Here is a 17,730-nt window from a genome sequence, read left to right as displayed (position 1 = left end):
CATGAAGACACTCGCCACGATTGTCACGCCGCCGCACGTGTGCAGCTACCTGCCGGATCGCCTCGCGACGCTGCGGTACGAGTTCGTCAGCGACCTCACGCAGGCCGAGTACGAGCCGATGATGCACGCCAACTGGCGGCGGTTCGGGCACTCCATCTTTCGGGCCGAGTGCGACGGCTGCACGATGTGCCGGTCAATCCGCGTGGACGTGGCGAAGTTCAAGGCGAGTCAGAGCCAGAAGCGGGCGTGGAAGGCGAACGAGGGCGTCGTCTCGTTGACCGTCGGTGTGCCGGGCGTGACGGACGAGAAACTGAACCTGTACGACCGCTACCACAGTTTTCAGAGCGATCACGTCGGCTGGCGGGACCGCGACCCGAAGAGTGCGGAGGATTACGTCGACACGTTCGTCGATCACCCGTACCCGACGCAGGAATGGTGCTACCGTCTCGGCGGCAAGCTCATCGGTGTCGGGTACGTCGACGACCTCCCGGCCGGTCCGTCGGCCATCTACTTCTACTACGACCCGGACGAGCGCGACCGCTCCCTCGGCACGTTCAACGTGCTGTCGATCCTGGAATTCGCGGCGGCCAGGCGGCGGCCGTACGTCTACCTCGGGTACTTCGTCGAAGGGTGCCGGTCACTCCAGTACAAGTCGAACTTCCGGCCGAATCAACTTCTGAACCCCGACGGCACGTGGGCCGACTACCGGACCTGAAAAAACCCCGCCGACGACGGAATCCCTTCATAAAACAACCGCGCGAACTCATTTGCGGTGGGTGGCGTAGTTCACCCAGACCCACGATGCGGAGATGCGCAACATGGCCGAGATTGTCGTCGAGACGCGGGGCCTCACGAAGGTGTACCGCGATTTCTGGGGCCGCAAGAAGAAGACGGCCCTCAACGCCCTCGACCTGACCATCGAAAAGGGCGAAATCTTCGGCCTCCTCGGGCCGAACGGGTCGGGCAAGACCACCACCATCAAACTCCTCCTCGGCCTCCTGTTCCCGTCTGGCGGCGATGCGTTCGTCTTCGGCCAGCCGGCGGCGAAGGTCGAAAAGAACGAGAAAATCGGCTACCTGCCGGAAGAATCGTACCTCTACCGCTTCCTGAACGCCGAGGAAACGCTCGACTTCTACGGGCGGCTCTTCGACATCCCGTCGGCCGTGCGAGAAAAGCGGGCGGCGGAACTGATCGACACGGTCGGCCTGTCGAACGACAAGAAGCGCGTCCTCCGCGAATATTCGAAGGGGATGCGGCAGCGGATCGGCCTCGCGCAAGCCCTCATCAACGACCCGGACCTCGTCATCCTCGACGAACCCACCAGCGGCCTCGACCCGCTCGGCACGCGGTGGATGAAGGACTTGATCCTCGACCTGAAGAAGAAGGGCAAGACGATCCTGATGTGTTCGCACCGCCTCGACGACGTGCAGGACGTGTGCGACCGCATCGCCATCCTGTACGGCGGCGACCTTCAGGAACTCGGGCAGGTCAACAAGCTGGTGGAAGACCAGAAACGGCTGGAAATCCGGGCGACCGGCCTCCAGTTGAACGACGGCCTCAAGCACGATCTCGCGGCCGTCATCGAGAAACACGGCGGCAAGTTGGAAGCCTTCGGCCACCCGACGACGACGCTGGAAGACCTGTTCCTGCGGATCGTGGACGAGTCGAAAGCCCGGCCCGGCCGGCGGTACCTGCCGCCGACGGAAGAGGCGAAGAAGTAGGTCGGGTCGAAGTTTGGCGAGGCCCGACATCCGCGGTTCTCGCCACTGACCCCTGGCTCCTGCCCCCTGACTCCTGACCCCTGCACTCTATGTCCCTCTTCGGCATCCTCATCCTCGACCGCGAGCCGTTGGCGTTCCAGCACTTGCCCGGACTGATCCAGGTCTGGCTGCAAGACGCGGGCGGGTTCGCGGCCGTCGGGCTGCTCATCTACCTGGCGCACGCACTCTTCTCGCCGTCCGACCAGCCGGAATCGACGAAGTTGCGAATGCCGGTGACGAGCTGGATGCTGCTGATGGCGGTCGTGTCGCTGATCTGCTACGCGGCGTTCGCGGCCATGTTCATCGGCGGCATCGGCAAGGAACTCGTCGAGGTTCGTTCGCAGGCCATCGCGGCGGAAGCCACCGCTTACGTGCCGCCGAAGTTGTCGCTGCGGGCGCAGCCGGTGACACTCGCCCTCGGCGGCCTGTTCGCGCTCCTCAGCATCGGCCACCCGTTCGCCCGCGACCTGTTCAAGCTCCGCTTCCGCCGCACGTTCGCCATCGCGAAACTCAGCGTGAAGGAGGCGATCCGCGACCGTCTGTTCCTGGTCTTCGTCATCTTCCTGATGATCTTCCTGTTCCCGGTCAAGTGGTTCCTGCCGAACAACAAGCCCGAGGACGAAATCCGCCTGACGCTGGACGTGACCGCGTTCGCCAGCACGATCTTCCTGCTCGTGCCGGCCGTCATCGTGGCCGCGTTTCGCATCCCGAACGACATCAAGCACCAGACGATCTACACCATTGTGACCAAGCCGGTCGAGCGGTTCGAGATCGTCCTCGGCCGGTTCGTCGGTTACAGCATTTTGATCAGCATCGCGCTCGGCCTGATGACCCTGGTCGGCTGGGTCTACCTGACCTTCGGCACGACGTTCGACCCGAAGGCGGTCGAGGAAAGCCAGCGGTCGCGGGTGCCGCTGCGGGGCAAGATCGACTTCCGGGCCCGCACCGCCGACTATTCCGGCACGAACGTCGGCCGGGAGTTCGAGTACCGCAAGTACATCGCCGGGTCCAAAACCACGACCGAGCGGGCCCTCTGGATGTTCGACTCGATCCCGGCCAACCTCGGGTCGACCGACCGCGACCAGGTGCCGTGCGAGTTCACGTTCGACATCTTCAAGCTGACCAAGGGGGAAGAAAACCGCGGCGTGGACGTGAACATTCGCGTCACGACCTGGCAGTGCGGCCAACGGCCGCCGGACAACCGCGGCGAGCCGTGGGCGTGGACCGACGCGACCCGGCAGAAGGAGTACGACAAGGAGCGGAACGACCTGGACGAGAAGTTGCGGAAGCGGGAGATCGGCGGCCCGGATGCGCCGCCGTCGCTCGCCTTCGCCCGACCGGGGCCGAACGAGGCGTGGAAGCTCGTGGACCAACTCGCCGAGAAGTACGGCTTCTTCGAGATCAGCTCGACCGAAGTTTACGACTTCCACCCGGCGACGGTGTATCTGCCGCCGGGGCTGTTCCGCAACGCCCGCACCGGCACGCCGCCGGCCGGCGAGCCGCGGGTGACGGTGTACGTGAAGTGCCTCAGCCCCGGCCAGATGCTCGGCATGGCCCAGGGCGACCTGTACCTGATGGAAGGCGAGAAGACGTTCACCGAGAACTACTTCAAGAACGCCGTCGGCCTGTGGTGCCGGGCGGTGATCCTGGTCGGCATCTCGGTCACGCTCAGCACCTACCTGTCGGGCGTCATCAGCCTGTTGGCGTCGTTGTTCCTGTACATCAGTGCGTACTTCGCCGAGCACCTGCGGGACGTGGCCACCGGGCAGAGCGTCGGCGGCGGGCCGCTGGAGTCGTTCAAGCGGCTGCTCAACGCGGATACGCCGACGACGCCGATCGACGAGGGGGCGACGAAGCGGAGCATCGACATCGCCGACCGCACCTTCGCCTGGGTGTTCCGTCGGTACGAGAACATCGTGCCGAACATCGACGCCTTCACCTGGACGAACTACCTGAAGGAAGGCTTCAACATCAACGCCGAGTACTTGGTGCTGAACCTGCTGATTCTGATCGGCTACCTGCTGCCGTGGGCGCTGCTGTCGTACTACCTGATCCGCAACCGCGAAGTGGCGGCGTAAGGGGGCGGGGTTCGTGCAGCTTCCACTCCGCAAACGGCTTGCCGCCGAGGCACTCGGCACGTTCGCCCTGGTGTTCGCCGGCACGAGTGCCATCGTCGCCAACGGCAACGGAGCCGTGTCGCACGTGGGCGTGGCCCTGACGTTCGGGCTGGTCGTATTCGCCCTGATCTCCGCCCTGGGCGACGTGTCCGGGGCGCACCTGAACCCGGCCGTGACCCTCGGCTTTTACCTCGCCCGGCGGTTCCCGGGCCGCACGGTAGTGCCCTACGTGCTCTGCCAGTGTGCCGGTGCCGTGCTGGCCAGTCTGGCCGTGCGGTTCCTGTTCCCGACGGCCGCGGACCTGGGCGGCACCACGCCGGCCGGTCCGGTGTCCCAGTCGTGGGTGCTCGAACTGCTCCTGACCGCCGGGCTGATGTTCGTCGTCCTGAGTGTGTCGACCGGGGCTCGCGAAAAGGGGATCACGGCCGGCCTCGCGATCGGCGGGGTGGTCGCCCTGGAGGCGCTGTTCGCCGGTCCCGTGTGCGGGGCGTCGATGAACCCGGCCCGCTCGCTCGGCCCGGCCGTGGTATCGTGGCAGTTGGGGTCGCTCTGGGTGTACCTGACCGCCCCGGTGATCGGCGCGGCCCTTGCCGTGCCCGCCTGCCGGTGTGTCCGCGAGGACGCCTGTTGCCGGCCCGGTCGGACCCCCGAGGAAGTGTGTCCATGACCGTGACCGAACTCAGTGAAGTGCTTGCCGCCCATCCGGGCGTGAACCTGCACTTCATGCTCCCGGACGGTGCGTTCGTCCCCTCGCACTTCCACGTCACGGAGGTCGGGCGGGTCCGCAAAGATTTCATCGACTGCGGCGGGACCGTCCGTTCGACGGAAAGTTGCGTCCTGCAACTCTGGGTCGCGGACGATAAGGCCCACCGCCTGGACGCTGCGAAGCTGGCGAACATCGTCCGCCTCGCGGCCCCCGTCCTCGGCCCGAACGACCCGCCGGTCGAAGTCGAGTACGACGCGGAAGTCATCACGCAACTGCCGGTCACGGGCGTCGAGGTAACGCCGGCGGGGTTGTTGTTCCTCCTGGGCGGCAAGCACACCGCCTGCCTGGCCCCGGACAAGTGTGGCGTCGGCGCGGCCGGCTGCTGCTAACGAAGGGGACCGGCGTGAAGCGATTGCTGTTCGTGTGCGTCGAGAACGCCAACCGCAGTCAGATGGCCGAGGCCTTCGCGCGAATCCTCGGCGGGCCGGCGGTCGAGGCGTACAGTGCCGGGTCGCGGCCCTCCGGCGTCGTCAACCCGAAGGCCGTGGCCGCCATGGCGGAACTCGGCTACGACCTGGCGGCCCACGGGTCGAAGTCGCTCGACGAGTTGCCCGACGTCGATTTCGACTTCGTGGCCACGATGGGCTGCGGCGACGCTTGCCCCCTCGTGCGGGCGGCGCGGCGGGCGGACTGGGCCATCCCGGACCCCAAGCACATGCCGCCGGAAGAGTTCCGGGCCGTCCGCGACCTGATCCGCGACAAGGTCCGAGCGGCCCTCGCGGAAGTCGGGATACCCGACACGGCCGGCCGATGAGCAGTGATCCGTTGAACCTTCATCCGAACCATCCCCGAGCCTCGGCTGGGAGTTACTGATATGGCCAACCCCTTTCAACGAGCCGTTACGCGGCGGAAGTGGACGTACTTCCTGCTCATCATCGGGCTCTTCACGCTGAGCCTGTTCTGGCGCGGGAAGCTGCAAATCCCGTTCAGCGACGAAGCACGGGCCACGTACCTGAACCAGGAACGTCGCGGCGGGGCCGACGATGAAACCCGCCCACCGGCCGCACCGAACGCCGTCGCGAAGGCGGCCGACTGGCTGTACAGCCGCACCATCGAGCAGCAGGCCAGCGGCGAGGCGCTCGAACTCCGCGAACTCGAACAGGGCGACCCGGAGATCACCAGCACGGCCATGCGGCTCGGCACCCTCGGCAGCCGCGGGTTCGTCATCACCGCCTTGTGGAAGGCGGCCATCGACAAGTTCAAGCGGAACGAGTGGCACGAGTTCGAGTTCCTCGTCCGCACCGTCACCAAGCTCCAGCCGAACTTCACCACGCCGTGGATCTACCAGAGCTGGAACTTGTCGTACAACGTGTCGGTCGAGAATGACCGCCTCAATGACATGTACTTCTACATCACCCGCGGCATCGAACTGCTCGCCGAGGGCGAGCGGATGAACCGCAAGTCGCCGGACATGCGGTACCAGATCGGCTTCTATTACCAGAACAAGTTCAGCGTCGCCGACAAGGTCCGCACGCTGTCGTCGCTGTTCCAACTCAGTTGCATCCCGCCGGAAGAGCGGAAGCCGTCGCGGTTCCGCCAGGGCGGGCAGATCGACCTCGCCGAGTTCGATGCGTTCGCGAAGAAGAACCCGCAACTCGTCCGCCGCCTCGTCGACCAACTCGGGTACACGCGGCCGGAACAGATCGTGCAGTTCCTGGAAGACAACGCCAGCGTGCCGACGCGGTACGACGCGGCCCGGAACGATCGCCTGCTGCCGCCGGATCAGCAGTTCCCGACGCTCCCGCAAAAGCTCCCGCAGACCGGGGAGGCCAAGACCATCGGCGACAACTTCCGGTTCACGTCCGGGTCGAAGGTCGACGACATCAACGACACGTTCGACGCCTTCCAGGCGGCCGGGACGTGGTTCGCGTACTCGATGGAGCCGCTGCCCCCGCCGCCCGGCGACCGCGGGCCGGAGTTCGCCAACGATTTGCAGGGCGTGGACCGCTTCCGGTACCGCATCCCGAAGGCCCCGATGCTCATCATCTTCCGCCACGCCGGGCCGCGAGTGGAAACGTACCGGGCGGAACGACTTACCAAGGAGGGCTGGTTCGACACGGCCACGAAGTGGTACCCCGACCGGCGGGCCGATTCGGACGCCGACCGGTGGTTCCCGCGGGGCACGGACGTCGCCCTCGAAACGCCGGCGAACAGCCGGACTGAGTGGCGGAAGGCGTTAGCGATGTGGACCCACCACGCCCGCGTGAACGGCCTGAGTCTGACGGCCGCGCAACTCGCGAACCTCCAGGCGCTGGCGGCCGGCGTCCCGGACGACACCACGCTCGCCGGCCTGGACGACGAGCAACTCAAAGTCCGCGGATTGTCCCGCGAGCGACTGCGGGCGCGGGAATCGCTGCGGGCGTATTCCATCCAACAGCAGACGACCAACCTGGAATCGTTCTTGAGCGCCGCCGAAACCGAGCCGAGCGACCTCATGATCGAGGCCCGCAAGACGCTGTGGGAGGCGAAACAGGAGGCCGGTGCCGGGAACAAGCTGCGGGCGAAGACGCTGTACGCCGAGGGGATCAACCTCTACCGGCAGATGTTGCGAGAGTTCCCCAACTACCACCGCGGCCGCAACGCGAAGGGCGAAGAAGACCTGCTGGAGTACCAGACGTACCTGACCCGCTTGCTGGAATTGGACCCCGAGGTGGACGCCGCCGCAAGCCGGAGTGCGGCGACAGTGCGGGCCGTAATGCCGTTCGTCGAAGAGGCAATTACCCGCCCGGCCTACAGCCAAGGCTTGGGCGACCGGACGGCCGGCGTCATGGTCACGTCCCTCGACCCCCGCGTCAAGTTACGGGCGCGGGAACTGATGAATCAGGCGGCCAGCAAGCCGGAGCTGAAGGTGCAGTTCCCGGCCATCAACGACGGCGAAGACGCCCTGATCCGCTGGCTGGTGACGAAAGGGGAGTTCCGCTACCTGTGGGACTTCGTCTCCGAAAGTTCGACCGACGACTCGAACCGCTGGGTGACCGGCGTCACACAAACGGGCATGGTCGACCGACTCAAGCAGATCAAGTAACAACTGGGGCAGACACTTCGTCTCGTTTCGTGATCGGGGTAGCAGGCGCTACCCCGATTTGGTTCACGGAGATAGGATACCGCCGTCACGAAGAGCATCCCACGGAGGTTTTCCATGTCCCCTCGCCTCTCCCTCGCGGCCGTTGTCGGCGCGATCGTCGTTGCCGTCGCGCTCGTCCCGCCGGGGCGCTCGGAGCCGGCCGCGAAGAAACTCGCGATTCCTGAGATGAAGTTCGACGAGGTGAAGGAGATCGCCCCCGGCGTTTTCTTCCGGTACTCGTCGATTAGCGCGACCGATCCGAAGGTGCCGTTCGGCGGGTCGAACCACACGTGGGTTCTGTTCAAGGACCACGTCGTCGTCATCGACGCCAACTTCCCGAAGGAAGCGGGCGACGTGCTCGCGGCCATCAAGAAGACGACGAAGCTGCCGATCAAGTACGTCCTCGACACGCACCACCACGGCGACCACGCTTACGGGAATGCCGTGTGGGCGAAGGAAGGGGCCAAGATCATCGGCCACACGCACGCCGCCCGCCTGCTGATGGCCAACGGGGCGAAGCAGTGGGAGGAACAGGCCAAGGATCGCAAGGACGTGAAGGAAAGCCACCTCCACCAAGTCGACGAGCACTTCGACGACAAACTCGTCCTCGACGACGGCACGCAGCGGGTTGAGTTCCTGCACCTCGGCCACAGCCACACCCGCGGCGACGCGGTGGCGTACCTGCCGAAGCACAAGATCCTCTGCACCGGCGACGCCTGCGTGAACGGGGCGTTCAACTTCATGGGCCACTCGAACTCGGCCGAGTGGGTCAAGTGTCTCGAAAAGATGGAGAAGCTCGACGTGGACCTCGTCTGCCCAGGCCACGGCCCCGTCGCGGGCAAGGACTTGATCGCCAAGCAGAAGCGGTACTTCGTCGAACTGCGGGCGGCGGTGCAGAAGGGCATCGACGTGAAGAAGACGGTCGACGAGATCGCGGCCGGTCTCGACATGCCGTGGTACAAGGAGTGGACGGGCAAGGCGGCCAACGACATCAAGGACAACGTGAAGCACGTCTTCGACGAACTCACTGGCAAGATCGACCACGAACGGCTGGGGGCCGCCCCCCGCGTCGGCCGTGACGATCTCGTTCGTCGGTAGAGCTTAATCCCGGTCCCGGCGGTTGTCTTCGTACTCGTCTTCATACCGGTCGCGCGTCCGAGTCGTGCGGCGTTGCGGCCGGTCGTCGTCGTAATCGCCGTAGGCATCGCGCCGGTCGTCATCGTCGTCGTAGCGGCTTCGAAGTTCCTTGGCCTCGTCCGCAAACTCCTGGCACACGCCCGCGAGCGTGATGTCTTCCTTCGTGATTTTGGTGGGCCGAATCAGGAACATGTTCCACACCGCGAGCGCGATCAGGCAGACGACGAACCCCACCCCGCCAACCATCGCGACAATCGGCCCGACTTGGTCTGCCACGGTCAGGCCGACGATGAGCAGCGCGACGCACCCCAGGACGCTCGTCCAGCCGAACAGGGCCGCCCGCTTCCAGCCGCCGGCGTGCTCGTCGCACAGCGGGACGTTCACGCGCATCCGTTTGCGGGCGATGAAGTAGACGATCAACAACGGCAGCAGGCCGCCGAAGATTATGAAGATGAAGACCCACGACGGGCACCAGGTGAACGTGCGGGAGACGAGTGTCGTCTCCTCCCGCCCGCACTTCGCACAGATCGAGGGCAGGTCGTCGCGGTCGCAATGGGCGCGGGGCAGGCGAAGGTTGGGCATGGGCCATCACTCGGGTGTTGGGGGTTTAGCGGAGTGCCCCATTGTGAAGGCCGCCGACGGGTGAGGCAACAAAAATGCGAGCCGGTCGGACGAATCGCCACGGGTCAGTCGTCCCCTTCGTACCGATTCCGTCGCGGCCGGGCGGGTCGGTCCTCGTCGTCGTACTCGCCGTAGTCGCGGGTGGGGGTGCTCTCTTCCCGCATCGCTTCCACTGCGTCCGCGAATTCCTCGGCCACGCCGGTGAGCACGATCCCGTTGGCGTCGATGCGCTCCGGGCGGATTAGTCGCGAGTGCCACACGCCGACCACGGCGATCCACGCGAGGAACGTAAACACCCCGGCGTTCGCAACCGGCGAAGCCCCGTGGTGGATTTCACCCAAAACGAACAGCCCGAAGACGATGATCCCCAAACACACGGGCAGGCCGATCCACGTGAACGTGGTCGGTGAACGCCAGTGGCGGAGGTGCCGTTCGCACATTGGCAGGCGGACCCGCAGGCGTCGTTGGGTGGCGAAGAGGAGGATCACGCCGGGGAGGATTCCGGCGAGGAGGAATACCCCCACCCACGGCGGGTTCCAGGCGAACGTGCGGTCGATGTGCGTGGAGGCAGGCCGGCCGCAACGGGCGCACAAGCCCGGCAGTTCGTCACGCTGGCACTGATCTTTTGTCAGTCGGACGGTGGCCATAAAAAAACCCCGCCGTCAATGGCGTTGCACCATCAGCGGCGGGGCCGGAACAGAGAAGAGGCATGGTTAAGTTGACGATTCTCGGCGGTTCTGTCAAGGCGAAGATGGGAATTCTTGCCCCGCTCGCCCCAACTTGAATCCGAACGGCCACTTGCGGGGTATACCCTCCGACGGTTGCCCCCGTTAATCTGAAGGTGCAGGACAATCGTCGGCCCGAACTGGAGGTTCTCGCGTGATGCGCTGCGCTCTGTTGGTGCTCCTAACCCTATCCGCCATTCCACTTTCCGCCGCCGAGCCCGGCCCGCCGTTGGGGACCAAGATCGCCGATTTCACACTCACCGACGCCGCCACCGGCAAGGCGTGGGGCCTCGTCGAGAACACCCGCGACGCGAAGGCCGTTGTCGTGCTGTTTCCTACCACGGGGTGCCCGGTCAGTCTGGCCTACGTGCCGGTCGTTCAGCAGATGGCCAAGAAGTACGAGGCCGAGGGCGTGAAGTTCGTCGCCGTGTACAGCCACGAGTCGGACGACGCCGCGACTATCGCGAAGCAGGCGAAAAACTTCGCCCTGTCGTACCCGGTGCTGAAGGACGACGGCACGAAGGTCGCCGACAAGTTCAACGTGGACCGCGTGCCGACCGCCTTCGTGCTCGACGCGACGCGGACCGTCCGCTACCAGGGTCGCATCGACGACCAGTTCACGCCCGGCGTCCACAAGCCGAAGGCGACCACCCGCGAACTCGGCAACGCCATCGACGCGGTGCTGGAAGGTAGCGACGTGAAGGTCACGCAGACAGCCGCGAGCGGGTGCAAACTGACGCGCGAGAAGTCGCCGGTGAAGGCGGGCGAGCCGGTCACGTACACGAAACAAGTGTCGCGCATCCTTCAGGCGAAGTGCCTGGAGTGCCACCGCGCCGGCGAGGCCGCCCCGTTCGCGCTCGACAGCTACAAAAGCGCGAAGAGTTGGTCGGCCATGATGCGCGAGGTCGTCGCCGACGACATCATGCCGCCGTGGCACGCCGACGCGAAGTTCGGGCACTTCAAGAACGACCGCCGCCTGACGGCCGAGGACAAGGCCACGCTGCTCGCGTGGATCGACCAGGGCTGCGTGGAGGGCGACGCGAAAGATCTGCCCGCGCCCCGGACGTTCCTCGACGGCTGGCGGCTGCCCCGCGACCCGGACGAGGTGCTGAAGTTGAAGAAGCCGATCAGCATCCCCGCGAACTCGTTCCTCGGCATCGGCGTGCCGTACCAGTACGTGCCGGTCGGCGAGAAGTTCGCCGAGGACAAGTGGATCGAGGCGGTCGAAGTGCGGCCGGAGTACCGGGCCGTCGTCCACCACATCATCTGTTTCATCATCCCCCCGGGCGGCTCGCTCCTGGACGTCATGGGCCCCGACTTCGGCTCGCACATGCTCGGGGCTTACGTCCCCGGCGACGCGCCGACGGTCCTGCCGAAAGACCACGCCCGCAAGATCCTCAAAGGCTCGCAGTTGATGTTCGAGATGCACTACACGCCGAACGGTCAGGCGGGCAAGGACCAGTCGATGATCGGCATCTGCTACGCGAAGGGGCCGCCGAAGCACGAGATTCAAAACCGCTCGATCCTGAACGGCAAGTTCCAGATCCCGCCGGGGGCCGACAACTACGAAGTGAAGTCGTCGCACACGCTCAAGAAGGCCGTGACGGTGTACAGCTTCACGCCGCACATGCACGTCCGCGGCAAGGCGTTCAAGTTCGAGTTGGTGTCGCCGGACGGCTCGCGCGAGGTGTTGTGCAACATCCCGAAGTACGACTTCAACTGGCAGGCGAACTACGAGTTGGCGAAGCCGCGGGACATTCCGGCCGGGTCGAAGATCGAGTGTACCGCGTGGTACGACAACTCGGACAAGAACCCGACGAACCCCGACCCCACGTCGAAGGTCCGCTGGGGCAACCAGACGTGGCAGGAGATGATGATCGGCTTCGTGGTGTACACCGAGAAGGACTGAGCCGGCGGCCGCGAACCCTCCGGCCCCGGCGACCGTCCGTTCGCCCAATTGTACCGGAGGGGTTCGATGGCCATCGAGTTTCAAGTTCTGGGCGGGGCGGGTGAGGACAACGCCGCGTTCGTGCGTGTCACCACGGGCCAGGCGATCCACCGCCTATTGTTCGACTGCGGGGAAGGCTGCCCGGGGGCCGTTCCCAACGCCGAACTCTTGCAACTCGATCACCTCTGCTTCTCGCACTTTCACATGGACCACGTGGCCGGGTTCGATTCGCTGTTCCGCCGAGTGTACGACCGCGAGACGAAACGCAACTGTGTCTGGGGACCGCCGGGGACGCGGGCGGTCCTGCACCACCGGCTGCAAGGCTTCCTGTGGAACCTCGTCGCCGGCAAGCACGTGCCCTGGTTCGTCCACGACATCCATCCCGACGGCGTCCAGGTCGAGCGGTTCGAACTGTCCGAGCAGTTCGCCACCGCCCACCCGGAAGCAGGGCAGGGGCGCACCTCCGAACTTCTATTCTCCCACCCCGACTACTCGCTCTCGGCCTTCACGATGAACCACGGCACGCCGTCGATGGCGTACCTCGTCCGCGAGGTGGACCGGGTAAACGTGAACACCGATCGCATGGCCGCCCGCGGCTGGAAGCCCGGACCGTGGCTCAAGCGGGTGCGCGGGACGCCCGCCGGTCCGGGCGAAGTGGTCGAAGTGAGCGGCACGGCACACTCGCTGGCCGAGGTTCAGGCCGAGTTGCTGACCCTGACGTCCGGCGACTCGTTGGCCTACCTCACGGACTTCCGAATGGACGGGCCAGCAGTGGACTACCTGGTCGAGCGGTTGCGCGGCGTCGGGACGATCATCTGCGAAAGCCAGTACCGGCCCGCGGACGTGGACCTGGCCGTCGCGAACAAGCACATGGTCGCGACCGAGGCGGCGACCCTGGCCGCCCGGTGCGGGGCACGGCAACTCGTGCTGTTCCACGTTTCCGACCGCTACCCGCCCCACGAGTGGGGCGACATGCTGCGCGAGGCAAAGGCGGTCTTCCCCCGGACCGAGTTCCCGCCGCACTGGGGCCGGTTCTGACCTCCCGGCCCGTTCGCTGATAAACTACGCGAACCGCACGGAGGACCGACCATGTCCCGTTTCACCCGCCGCGAATGGCTCGCGACCGCACCGCTGTTGCTGACGCCGACCGCTTTTGGTCAAACTACGACGAAAACGATCTTGCTCGGCTTCAGCCTCTACGGCATGAAGTCGCTGCCCCTCGCCGACGCGATTCGGGCGTGTGCCGCCATCGGCTACGACGGTGTGGAACTCGCCCTGATGCCCGGCTACCCGAGCGAGCCGAAGCAACTTTCGGCCGACGCGCGCAAGGAGTTGCGGAAGCAACTCCAGGATGCGAAACTCGGCCTCCACGGGCTGATGGAGAACCTCGCCGAGCCGGCGGCGGACGCGGTTCACCGGGCGAACCTGGATCGCCTGAAAGCCGCAGCCGAGTTGGGCCACGCCCTGTCGCCGGGCGCCCCGCCAGTGATCGAGACGATCCTCGGCGGCAAGCCGGCCGACTGGGAGAAGGTGAAGGACAAGTTGGTCGAGCGCCTCCAAGCGTGGGCGGCGGTGGCGAAGGACGCAAAGACCGTCATCGCGATCAAGCCGCACGTCGGCAACGCCCTGCACACCGTTGAGGGAACGCTGTGGCTGCTCAAACAGATCGACAGCCCGTGGCTGCGGCTCGGCTTCGACTTCAGCCACCTCAAGTTGGAGGGCGTGACGTTGGCGGACGCGATCACATCGCTGGTCCCGCACGCGGCGTTCATTCACCTGAAGGATGCGAAGGGGACGCCGGCAAAATTCGAGTTCCTGCTGCCGGGTGAGGGAGGCATCGACTACGGCGACTACGCCCGCCGACTGACGGCCGCGAAGTACGCGGGGCCGGTCGTGGTGGAAGTGAGCGGACAGATCAGCAACAAGCCCGGCTACGACCCGGTTGCGGCGGCGAAGGCGAGTTACGCGAATCTGGCGAAAGCGTTCGGGCGGTAGGTCGTTGGAAACCCACCGACTTCGAAGGGATTGCCGTTTCACCGTCGAGCGTCGCGGCGTAAGCGCGACGTGTCTCCCTGGGTGGAAGACACGTCGCGCTTACGCCGCGACGCTCGACGGTGCATTTGTTGGTCGTGCTGACAGAAGTTACGCCAGCGCCGGCTCCAGCACCGTGGTGCGGCGGGAGCGGGCGACGCGGGTCTTCTCGTTCACCCACGCCTCGGCCGCCTCGCGCGTCCACAGGGCCGGGTCGAAGCTGACCGCCGCCGTCACCGGCAAGCCGTCCATCGGCACGACTTGCTCGCGGACGCCGGGTTCCAGGTCGATCCAAACGCCCTCGCCGTGCGATTCCAGGAGTGGCCAGCAGACGAGAACTTGATCGGCGTGCCAGCGGGTCGGGCCGAGCGGCACGAGTTGGCCCTCGCCGAGTTCGCCGGCCATGAACGCCTTCGCGACCGCCACGGGCATCGACACCGGGAACGCCACGGCGGCGAGGACGTACGCGCCGTCCGCGGTCGTGCCGAACCGCAGTTCAATCTCCGGCCGGTCGGCCAGCGGTTCGCGGGTCACGTCGCCGACGACGGTGGCGACGTGGGCCACAAGCGGGCCGTCGTCGCGGGACCAGATCGGCCGGTGGGCCATGTGCCAGAGGTCATCGGTAACGGTGGTGGTCATGTGGTGGGAGCCGTTGGTGAGCGGCTGGCCGGGGTGTTGGCGGGAATCGGAATGCGAGAGGAAATCGCCCATCAAAATCATGCGGTTGCTCGTGGAAGTGATTGCTTCCCATTCGGTTTGGGTCACGGACTCTGCACTTTCTAAAAAGGTTCGGTCAAAAGTTCCAGCCGAAATCGCCAAGTCACCCAAGGCGGCCCGCGGTCCCACAACGACCGCGGCCCGGTTTAAAAATTGTACGGCCGTCGCGGCCGGGTCGGATTCCAAATCCGCCAGAGTTTGGCGGGCGAAATTCCCGGATGCTTCCGCTTCCTGCCGCCCGCCTTCGGCCGCCGCGTACGCCAGGGCGATAGCCTCCGGCGTGGGCGAGGTCGGCGGGGTCAGCCCCGTGGCGGCGAGCGATTCGCACAGCCGGCGGTACTCGGTGAGGATTGCCCCGTCCGGACCCTTCAGCGGCAGTGGCGTCTGATCGCTGACGGTTGACAGTGTCCGCTCCGTTTGTTGGATGAGCGATTCCAGTTCCTCGGCCCGTTTCGTCAGGTCGGCGTGGAAGGTGGCCTTCCAGAAGCCCTTCGAGAACAGCTTCCCGGCCTTCTTCGCCTCGACCATCGGGGCCAGGTCCGCCAACTCTTGTCGGAGGAGTGGCAAGTTCACCCGGGCCTTCTCCGTCTCCGCCGTGCGGGCCGGATCGGCTTCCGACGGCGGGGTTGGTTCGCTCATCTGCCGGCCAAGGTCGCGGAGTTGTTGCCACGTCCCGGCCGCCGTGTTCCACTGTTCTAACTGAAGGCCAATCTCGCGGACGGTGTCGGTCAGTCGCTTTCGGGTTTCTTCCACCCGGCCGACGCCGAGAACCCGCGAGGCCACTGTTTTCACTTCCGCCGGCAAACTTTCTGTATCTTCTGCCCCTACCATCGCCCGAACGACGGCCGATTCTTGAGTCAAGATGGCCGCGATTACCTGATTTGCCGCCTCCGCGTCGGCCGTGAGTACCAACACCCGTTCCCCGCGCCGCCGGGCTTCGCCGACTAGCGCCAGTAAGAACGGTCGGGCGTCCGACCCGTCCGGCGTGGCGATCAAGAAGCGGTCGGGGCAGGCCAGGGCGGTGGCGAGTCGGTGAGCTTCCGCGGGTGACAGTCCCCCCACCGTCGATGGCAGCACGTCGTAAGGGTCTTGGGAGATCGCCAGGACCGGTGCGGCTTTCGAGCGGGCCAGTGGCCCCGGTAAGGAAGCGGTCGTGAGCAAAGCGTCGTGCAACTCGGAGGGGTCGATGTTGGGACGGGTCAGGCACTCATATTGGTAAACCGCGCCCGGTTGTGGGGCGACGGCCGTATCTTTGGTCGCCGGCCGCCCGGCCGTCAAGGCCGAACGTGCGAGAATGGTCTGTCATCCAGGTTACGCACGAGTATAGCGGTGTTTCAAGCGAGAAGTGTGTCCGCGCGAAAATTTCATCGAAAATCGCGAGAAGGGCAAGAAGTGGCCGACGGTGGGCAAAACAAGCCCCGAGACTCCGACCGCCCTCCGAACCCATTTCCGACGTTGGCGTCTTGTCGGTATGGATGCGACACCCCCAGAATCAAGCGACCCGAACCCGGGGCCGAAAACCTTCCTGGTTTTCGGCGACCTGCACGGTCGCATTCTGCCCGCGTTTCGGCTGGCAAACTGTTGGGCGAAGGAATTCCATCGGCCCCTTCACGGCATCCTGCAAGTCGGCGACCTCGGCTATTTCCCGAACCCGTCTCGCCTGGACAACGCCACCATCCGCCACGCCAAGGACGACCCGCTCGAACTCGGTGCCCTCGACATTGTGGCAATCAACGATCTCGCCGATTCGATTCTCGACGACCCCGTCGCACCGCCCGGCCTCTGGTTTACGGCGGGAAACCATGAAGATTTCGAGGAACTCGAACGCCTGGCCCTGGCGAGCGGCAAGCAGCCGGATTTCGTCGTCGACGCTTACTGTCGGGTGCGTGGCATCAAGGACGGGGCGGTGGCCACGGTCGCCAGTTGCCGCGTGGGGGCGGTGTGGGGTGTCGACCGGCAAGGCCGAAACGCCCGGCGGAAACTGCCCGACCGCGGCTTCATCCAGAGCCGTGCGATCGACCGATTGTTGGTCGCCGGCCGGCTCGACGTGCTACTCACGCACGACGCGCCGCTCGGGGCGAAGCGGGAAGAATACGGCAGCGAGTTGCTGTCGAACCTGATTCAATTGGCCCAGCCGCAGTTTGCCTTCTTCGGCCACTACTCGGGCGACGGGGCGGAGGTCGAGAAGGACTACGGCCGCACGCGGGTCTTCCACATGGCCGGCTTCGAGCTTCGCGAAAGCAAGGACCGTCACGCCGAAACGGGCAGCGTCGGCGTGCTGACGTGGAACGCCGACGAGCCGGAGTTCGAATATTTGTCACCGAAGTGGCTGAGGACGTTCAACCGCGGCAACTGGAAGTGGCGGTAAACGGCCGACACCCGCGGGAGGGCGGGTGTCGGGGCAAGATCGGCTACGGCTTCAGGTCCATGTTGTACGTCTGCTTCCCGCCGGCGTACTCGAACGCCAAGTCGTTGCCCGGCTTGGTGTACTTCGTGGGCACGCCGGCGGCCGCTGGCGGCGGCGGTGACCCCGGCACGCCCGGCGGCGGTGGGGCCATCGACGTGAGCTGAAACTTCAACGCCCCCTTTGGCGGGTTCTCGAAGCGGTACTCCCCTTGTTCGTTGGTCAACGCGCTCAACTGAGCCGCACCGCCCGTCGCCAGGACGTTCACTTCCTTGACCGGCCGGCCGTCGACCGTGACGACGCCCGACAAGACGTTGCCAGGGCCGTTCGACCCGCCGCCGCACCCGGCCGAGAGCAGTCCACTCACCACCACCACCGCCGACAGAATTCGCGTCCGCATGATCCGGTGAACCCCCAGGATGAGAAACGGCCGAAGGGCA

16 protein-coding genes are annotated in these 17,730 nt (G+C 65.7%); 12 read left to right on the top strand and 4 right to left on the bottom strand.

What is annotated here, in order from left to right; translation table 11 throughout:
• The first annotated feature begins 1 nt into the window (after window position 1).
• The 8 genes from PX52LOC_RS06530 to PX52LOC_RS06495 all read left to right on the top strand — a co-directional run bounded on the left by PX52LOC_RS06530 (window position 2) and on the right by PX52LOC_RS06495 (window position 8,805).
• Window positions 2-715 (top strand): arginyltransferase, encoded by a 714-nt coding sequence (locus tag PX52LOC_RS06530; protein ID WP_149109327.1) that lies wholly within the window; start codon window positions 2-4, stop codon window positions 713-715.
• Window positions 716-818: 103 nt separating this feature from the next.
• On the top strand, window positions 819-1,721 hold the full coding sequence (locus PX52LOC_RS06525; RefSeq protein ID WP_149109326.1) for an ABC transporter ATP-binding protein: 903 nt from the start codon (window positions 819-821) through the stop codon (window positions 1,719-1,721).
• Between the two features lie 89 nt (window positions 1,722-1,810).
• Window positions 1,811-3,838, top strand: a complete 2,028-nt coding sequence (locus PX52LOC_RS06520) for an ABC transporter permease (RefSeq protein WP_149109325.1) — start codon at window positions 1,811-1,813, stop codon at window positions 3,836-3,838.
• A 13-nt stretch (window positions 3,839-3,851) separates the two neighbouring features.
• Window positions 3,852-4,544: an MIP/aquaporin family protein gene (locus PX52LOC_RS06515; RefSeq protein WP_149109324.1), complete on the top strand. Its 693-nt coding sequence runs from the start codon at window positions 3,852-3,854 to the stop codon at window positions 4,542-4,544.
• A complete protein-coding gene (locus PX52LOC_RS06510) occupies window positions 4,541-4,972 on the top strand; it encodes a DUF6428 family protein (RefSeq protein WP_149109323.1) in 432 nt (143 codons plus the stop codon). The genes PX52LOC_RS06515 and PX52LOC_RS06510 overlap by 4 nt, the downstream gene beginning before the upstream one ends.
• A 14-nt stretch (window positions 4,973-4,986) precedes the next feature.
• Window positions 4,987-5,397, top strand: a complete 411-nt coding sequence (locus PX52LOC_RS06505) for an arsenate reductase ArsC (protein WP_149109322.1) — start codon at window positions 4,987-4,989, stop codon at window positions 5,395-5,397.
• 60 nt (window positions 5,398-5,457) lie between these two features.
• The gene (locus PX52LOC_RS06500) at window positions 5,458-7,668 is read left to right on the top strand and encodes a hypothetical protein (protein WP_149109321.1); all 2,211 of its coding nucleotides are present in this window, start codon (window positions 5,458-5,460) and stop codon (window positions 7,666-7,668) included.
• Between the two features lie 114 nt (window positions 7,669-7,782).
• Window positions 7,783-8,805, top strand: a complete 1,023-nt coding sequence (locus PX52LOC_RS06495; protein WP_149109320.1) for an MBL fold metallo-hydrolase — start codon at window positions 7,783-7,785, stop codon at window positions 8,803-8,805.
• A 3-nt stretch (window positions 8,806-8,808) separates the two neighbouring features.
• Here the strand turns inward: PX52LOC_RS06495 and PX52LOC_RS06490 are convergent, their stop codons facing one another.
• A complete protein-coding gene (locus PX52LOC_RS06490) occupies window positions 8,809-9,426 on the bottom strand; it encodes a hypothetical protein (RefSeq protein ID WP_149109319.1) in 618 nt (205 codons plus the stop codon).
• A 104-nt stretch (window positions 9,427-9,530) separates the two neighbouring features.
• Window positions 9,531-10,112, bottom strand: coding sequence for a DUF2254 domain-containing protein (locus PX52LOC_RS06485; RefSeq protein WP_149109318.1), 582 nt, complete (start codon window positions 10,110-10,112; stop codon window positions 9,531-9,533).
• 235 nt (window positions 10,113-10,347) lie between these two features.
• Here PX52LOC_RS06485 and PX52LOC_RS06480 point away from each other — a divergent pair, with 235 nt between their 5' ends.
• From PX52LOC_RS06480 to PX52LOC_RS06470, 3 genes are all read left to right on the top strand, one after another.
• Window positions 10,348-12,099, top strand: a complete 1,752-nt coding sequence (locus tag PX52LOC_RS06480) for a redoxin domain-containing protein (protein ID WP_246173840.1) — start codon at window positions 10,348-10,350, stop codon at window positions 12,097-12,099.
• A gap of 66 nt (window positions 12,100-12,165) precedes the next feature.
• Entirely contained in the window at window positions 12,166-13,176 is a 1,011-nt protein-coding gene (locus tag PX52LOC_RS06475) for an MBL fold metallo-hydrolase (RefSeq protein ID WP_149109316.1), read from the top strand.
• Window positions 13,177-13,227: 51 nt separating this feature from the next.
• Window positions 13,228-14,133: a sugar phosphate isomerase/epimerase family protein gene (locus PX52LOC_RS06470; RefSeq protein WP_149109315.1), complete on the top strand. Its 906-nt coding sequence runs from the start codon at window positions 13,228-13,230 to the stop codon at window positions 14,131-14,133.
• Between the two features lie 147 nt (window positions 14,134-14,280).
• On the opposite strand, the gene PX52LOC_RS06465 is transcribed toward PX52LOC_RS06470, so the two are convergent.
• Window positions 14,281-16,047: a hypothetical protein gene (locus tag PX52LOC_RS06465; protein WP_149109314.1), complete on the bottom strand. Its 1,767-nt coding sequence runs from the start codon at window positions 16,045-16,047 to the stop codon at window positions 14,281-14,283.
• Window positions 16,048-16,357: 310 nt separating this feature from the next.
• Here PX52LOC_RS06465 and PX52LOC_RS06460 point away from each other — a divergent pair, with 310 nt between their 5' ends.
• On the top strand, window positions 16,358-17,254 hold the full coding sequence (locus PX52LOC_RS06460) for a metallophosphoesterase (protein WP_149109313.1): 897 nt from the start codon (window positions 16,358-16,360) through the stop codon (window positions 17,252-17,254).
• Between the two features lie 43 nt (window positions 17,255-17,297).
• Here PX52LOC_RS06460 and PX52LOC_RS06455 read toward each other — a convergent pair whose 3' ends face one another.
• Window positions 17,298-17,690 carry a peptidase associated/transthyretin-like domain-containing protein gene (locus tag PX52LOC_RS06455; RefSeq protein ID WP_149109312.1) on the bottom strand — a complete coding sequence of 131 codons (393 nt, stop codon included), beginning with the start codon at window positions 17,688-17,690 and terminating at the stop codon, window positions 17,298-17,300.
• Between the last annotated feature and the right edge of the window lie 40 nt (window positions 17,691-17,730).

The organism is Limnoglobus roseus (genome assembly GCF_008254045.1).
Classification (GTDB): Bacteria; Planctomycetota; Planctomycetia; order Gemmatales; family Gemmataceae; genus Limnoglobus; species Limnoglobus roseus.
This window is presented reverse-complemented; position numbering and strand designations above follow the sequence as displayed.

Excerpts from the sequence above, each read along its gene's own strand:
- PX52LOC_RS06460 (WP_149109313.1), top strand. The coding sequence starts at position 16,358 with ATGGATGCGACACCCCCAGAATCAAGCGACCCGAACCCGGGGCCGAAA.
- PX52LOC_RS06525 (WP_149109326.1), top strand. The coding sequence starts at position 819 with ATGGCCGAGATTGTCGTCGAGACGCGGGGCCTCACGAAGGTGTACCGC.
- PX52LOC_RS06530 (WP_149109327.1), top strand. The coding sequence starts at position 2 with ATGAAGACACTCGCCACGATTGTCACGCCGCCGCACGTGTGCAGCTAC.
- PX52LOC_RS06485 (WP_149109318.1), bottom strand. The coding sequence starts at position 10,112 with ATGGCCACCGTCCGACTGACAAAAGATCAGTGCCAGCGTGACGAACTG.
- PX52LOC_RS06490 (WP_149109319.1), bottom strand. The coding sequence starts at position 9,426 with ATGCCCAACCTTCGCCTGCCCCGCGCCCATTGCGACCGCGACGACCTG.
- PX52LOC_RS06495 (WP_149109320.1), top strand. The coding sequence starts at position 7,783 with ATGTCCCCTCGCCTCTCCCTCGCGGCCGTTGTCGGCGCGATCGTCGTT.
- PX52LOC_RS06480 (WP_246173840.1), top strand. The coding sequence starts at position 10,348 with ATGCGCTGCGCTCTGTTGGTGCTCCTAACCCTATCCGCCATTCCACTT.
- PX52LOC_RS06470 (WP_149109315.1), top strand. The coding sequence starts at position 13,228 with ATGTCCCGTTTCACCCGCCGCGAATGGCTCGCGACCGCACCGCTGTTG.
- PX52LOC_RS06520 (WP_149109325.1), top strand. The coding sequence starts at position 1,811 with ATGTCCCTCTTCGGCATCCTCATCCTCGACCGCGAGCCGTTGGCGTTC.
- PX52LOC_RS06455 (WP_149109312.1), bottom strand. The coding sequence starts at position 17,690 with ATGCGGACGCGAATTCTGTCGGCGGTGGTGGTGGTGAGTGGACTGCTC.
- PX52LOC_RS06475 (WP_149109316.1), top strand. The coding sequence starts at position 12,166 with ATGGCCATCGAGTTTCAAGTTCTGGGCGGGGCGGGTGAGGACAACGCC.
- PX52LOC_RS06510 (WP_149109323.1), top strand. The coding sequence starts at position 4,541 with ATGACCGTGACCGAACTCAGTGAAGTGCTTGCCGCCCATCCGGGCGTG.
- PX52LOC_RS06500 (WP_149109321.1), top strand. The coding sequence starts at position 5,458 with ATGGCCAACCCCTTTCAACGAGCCGTTACGCGGCGGAAGTGGACGTAC.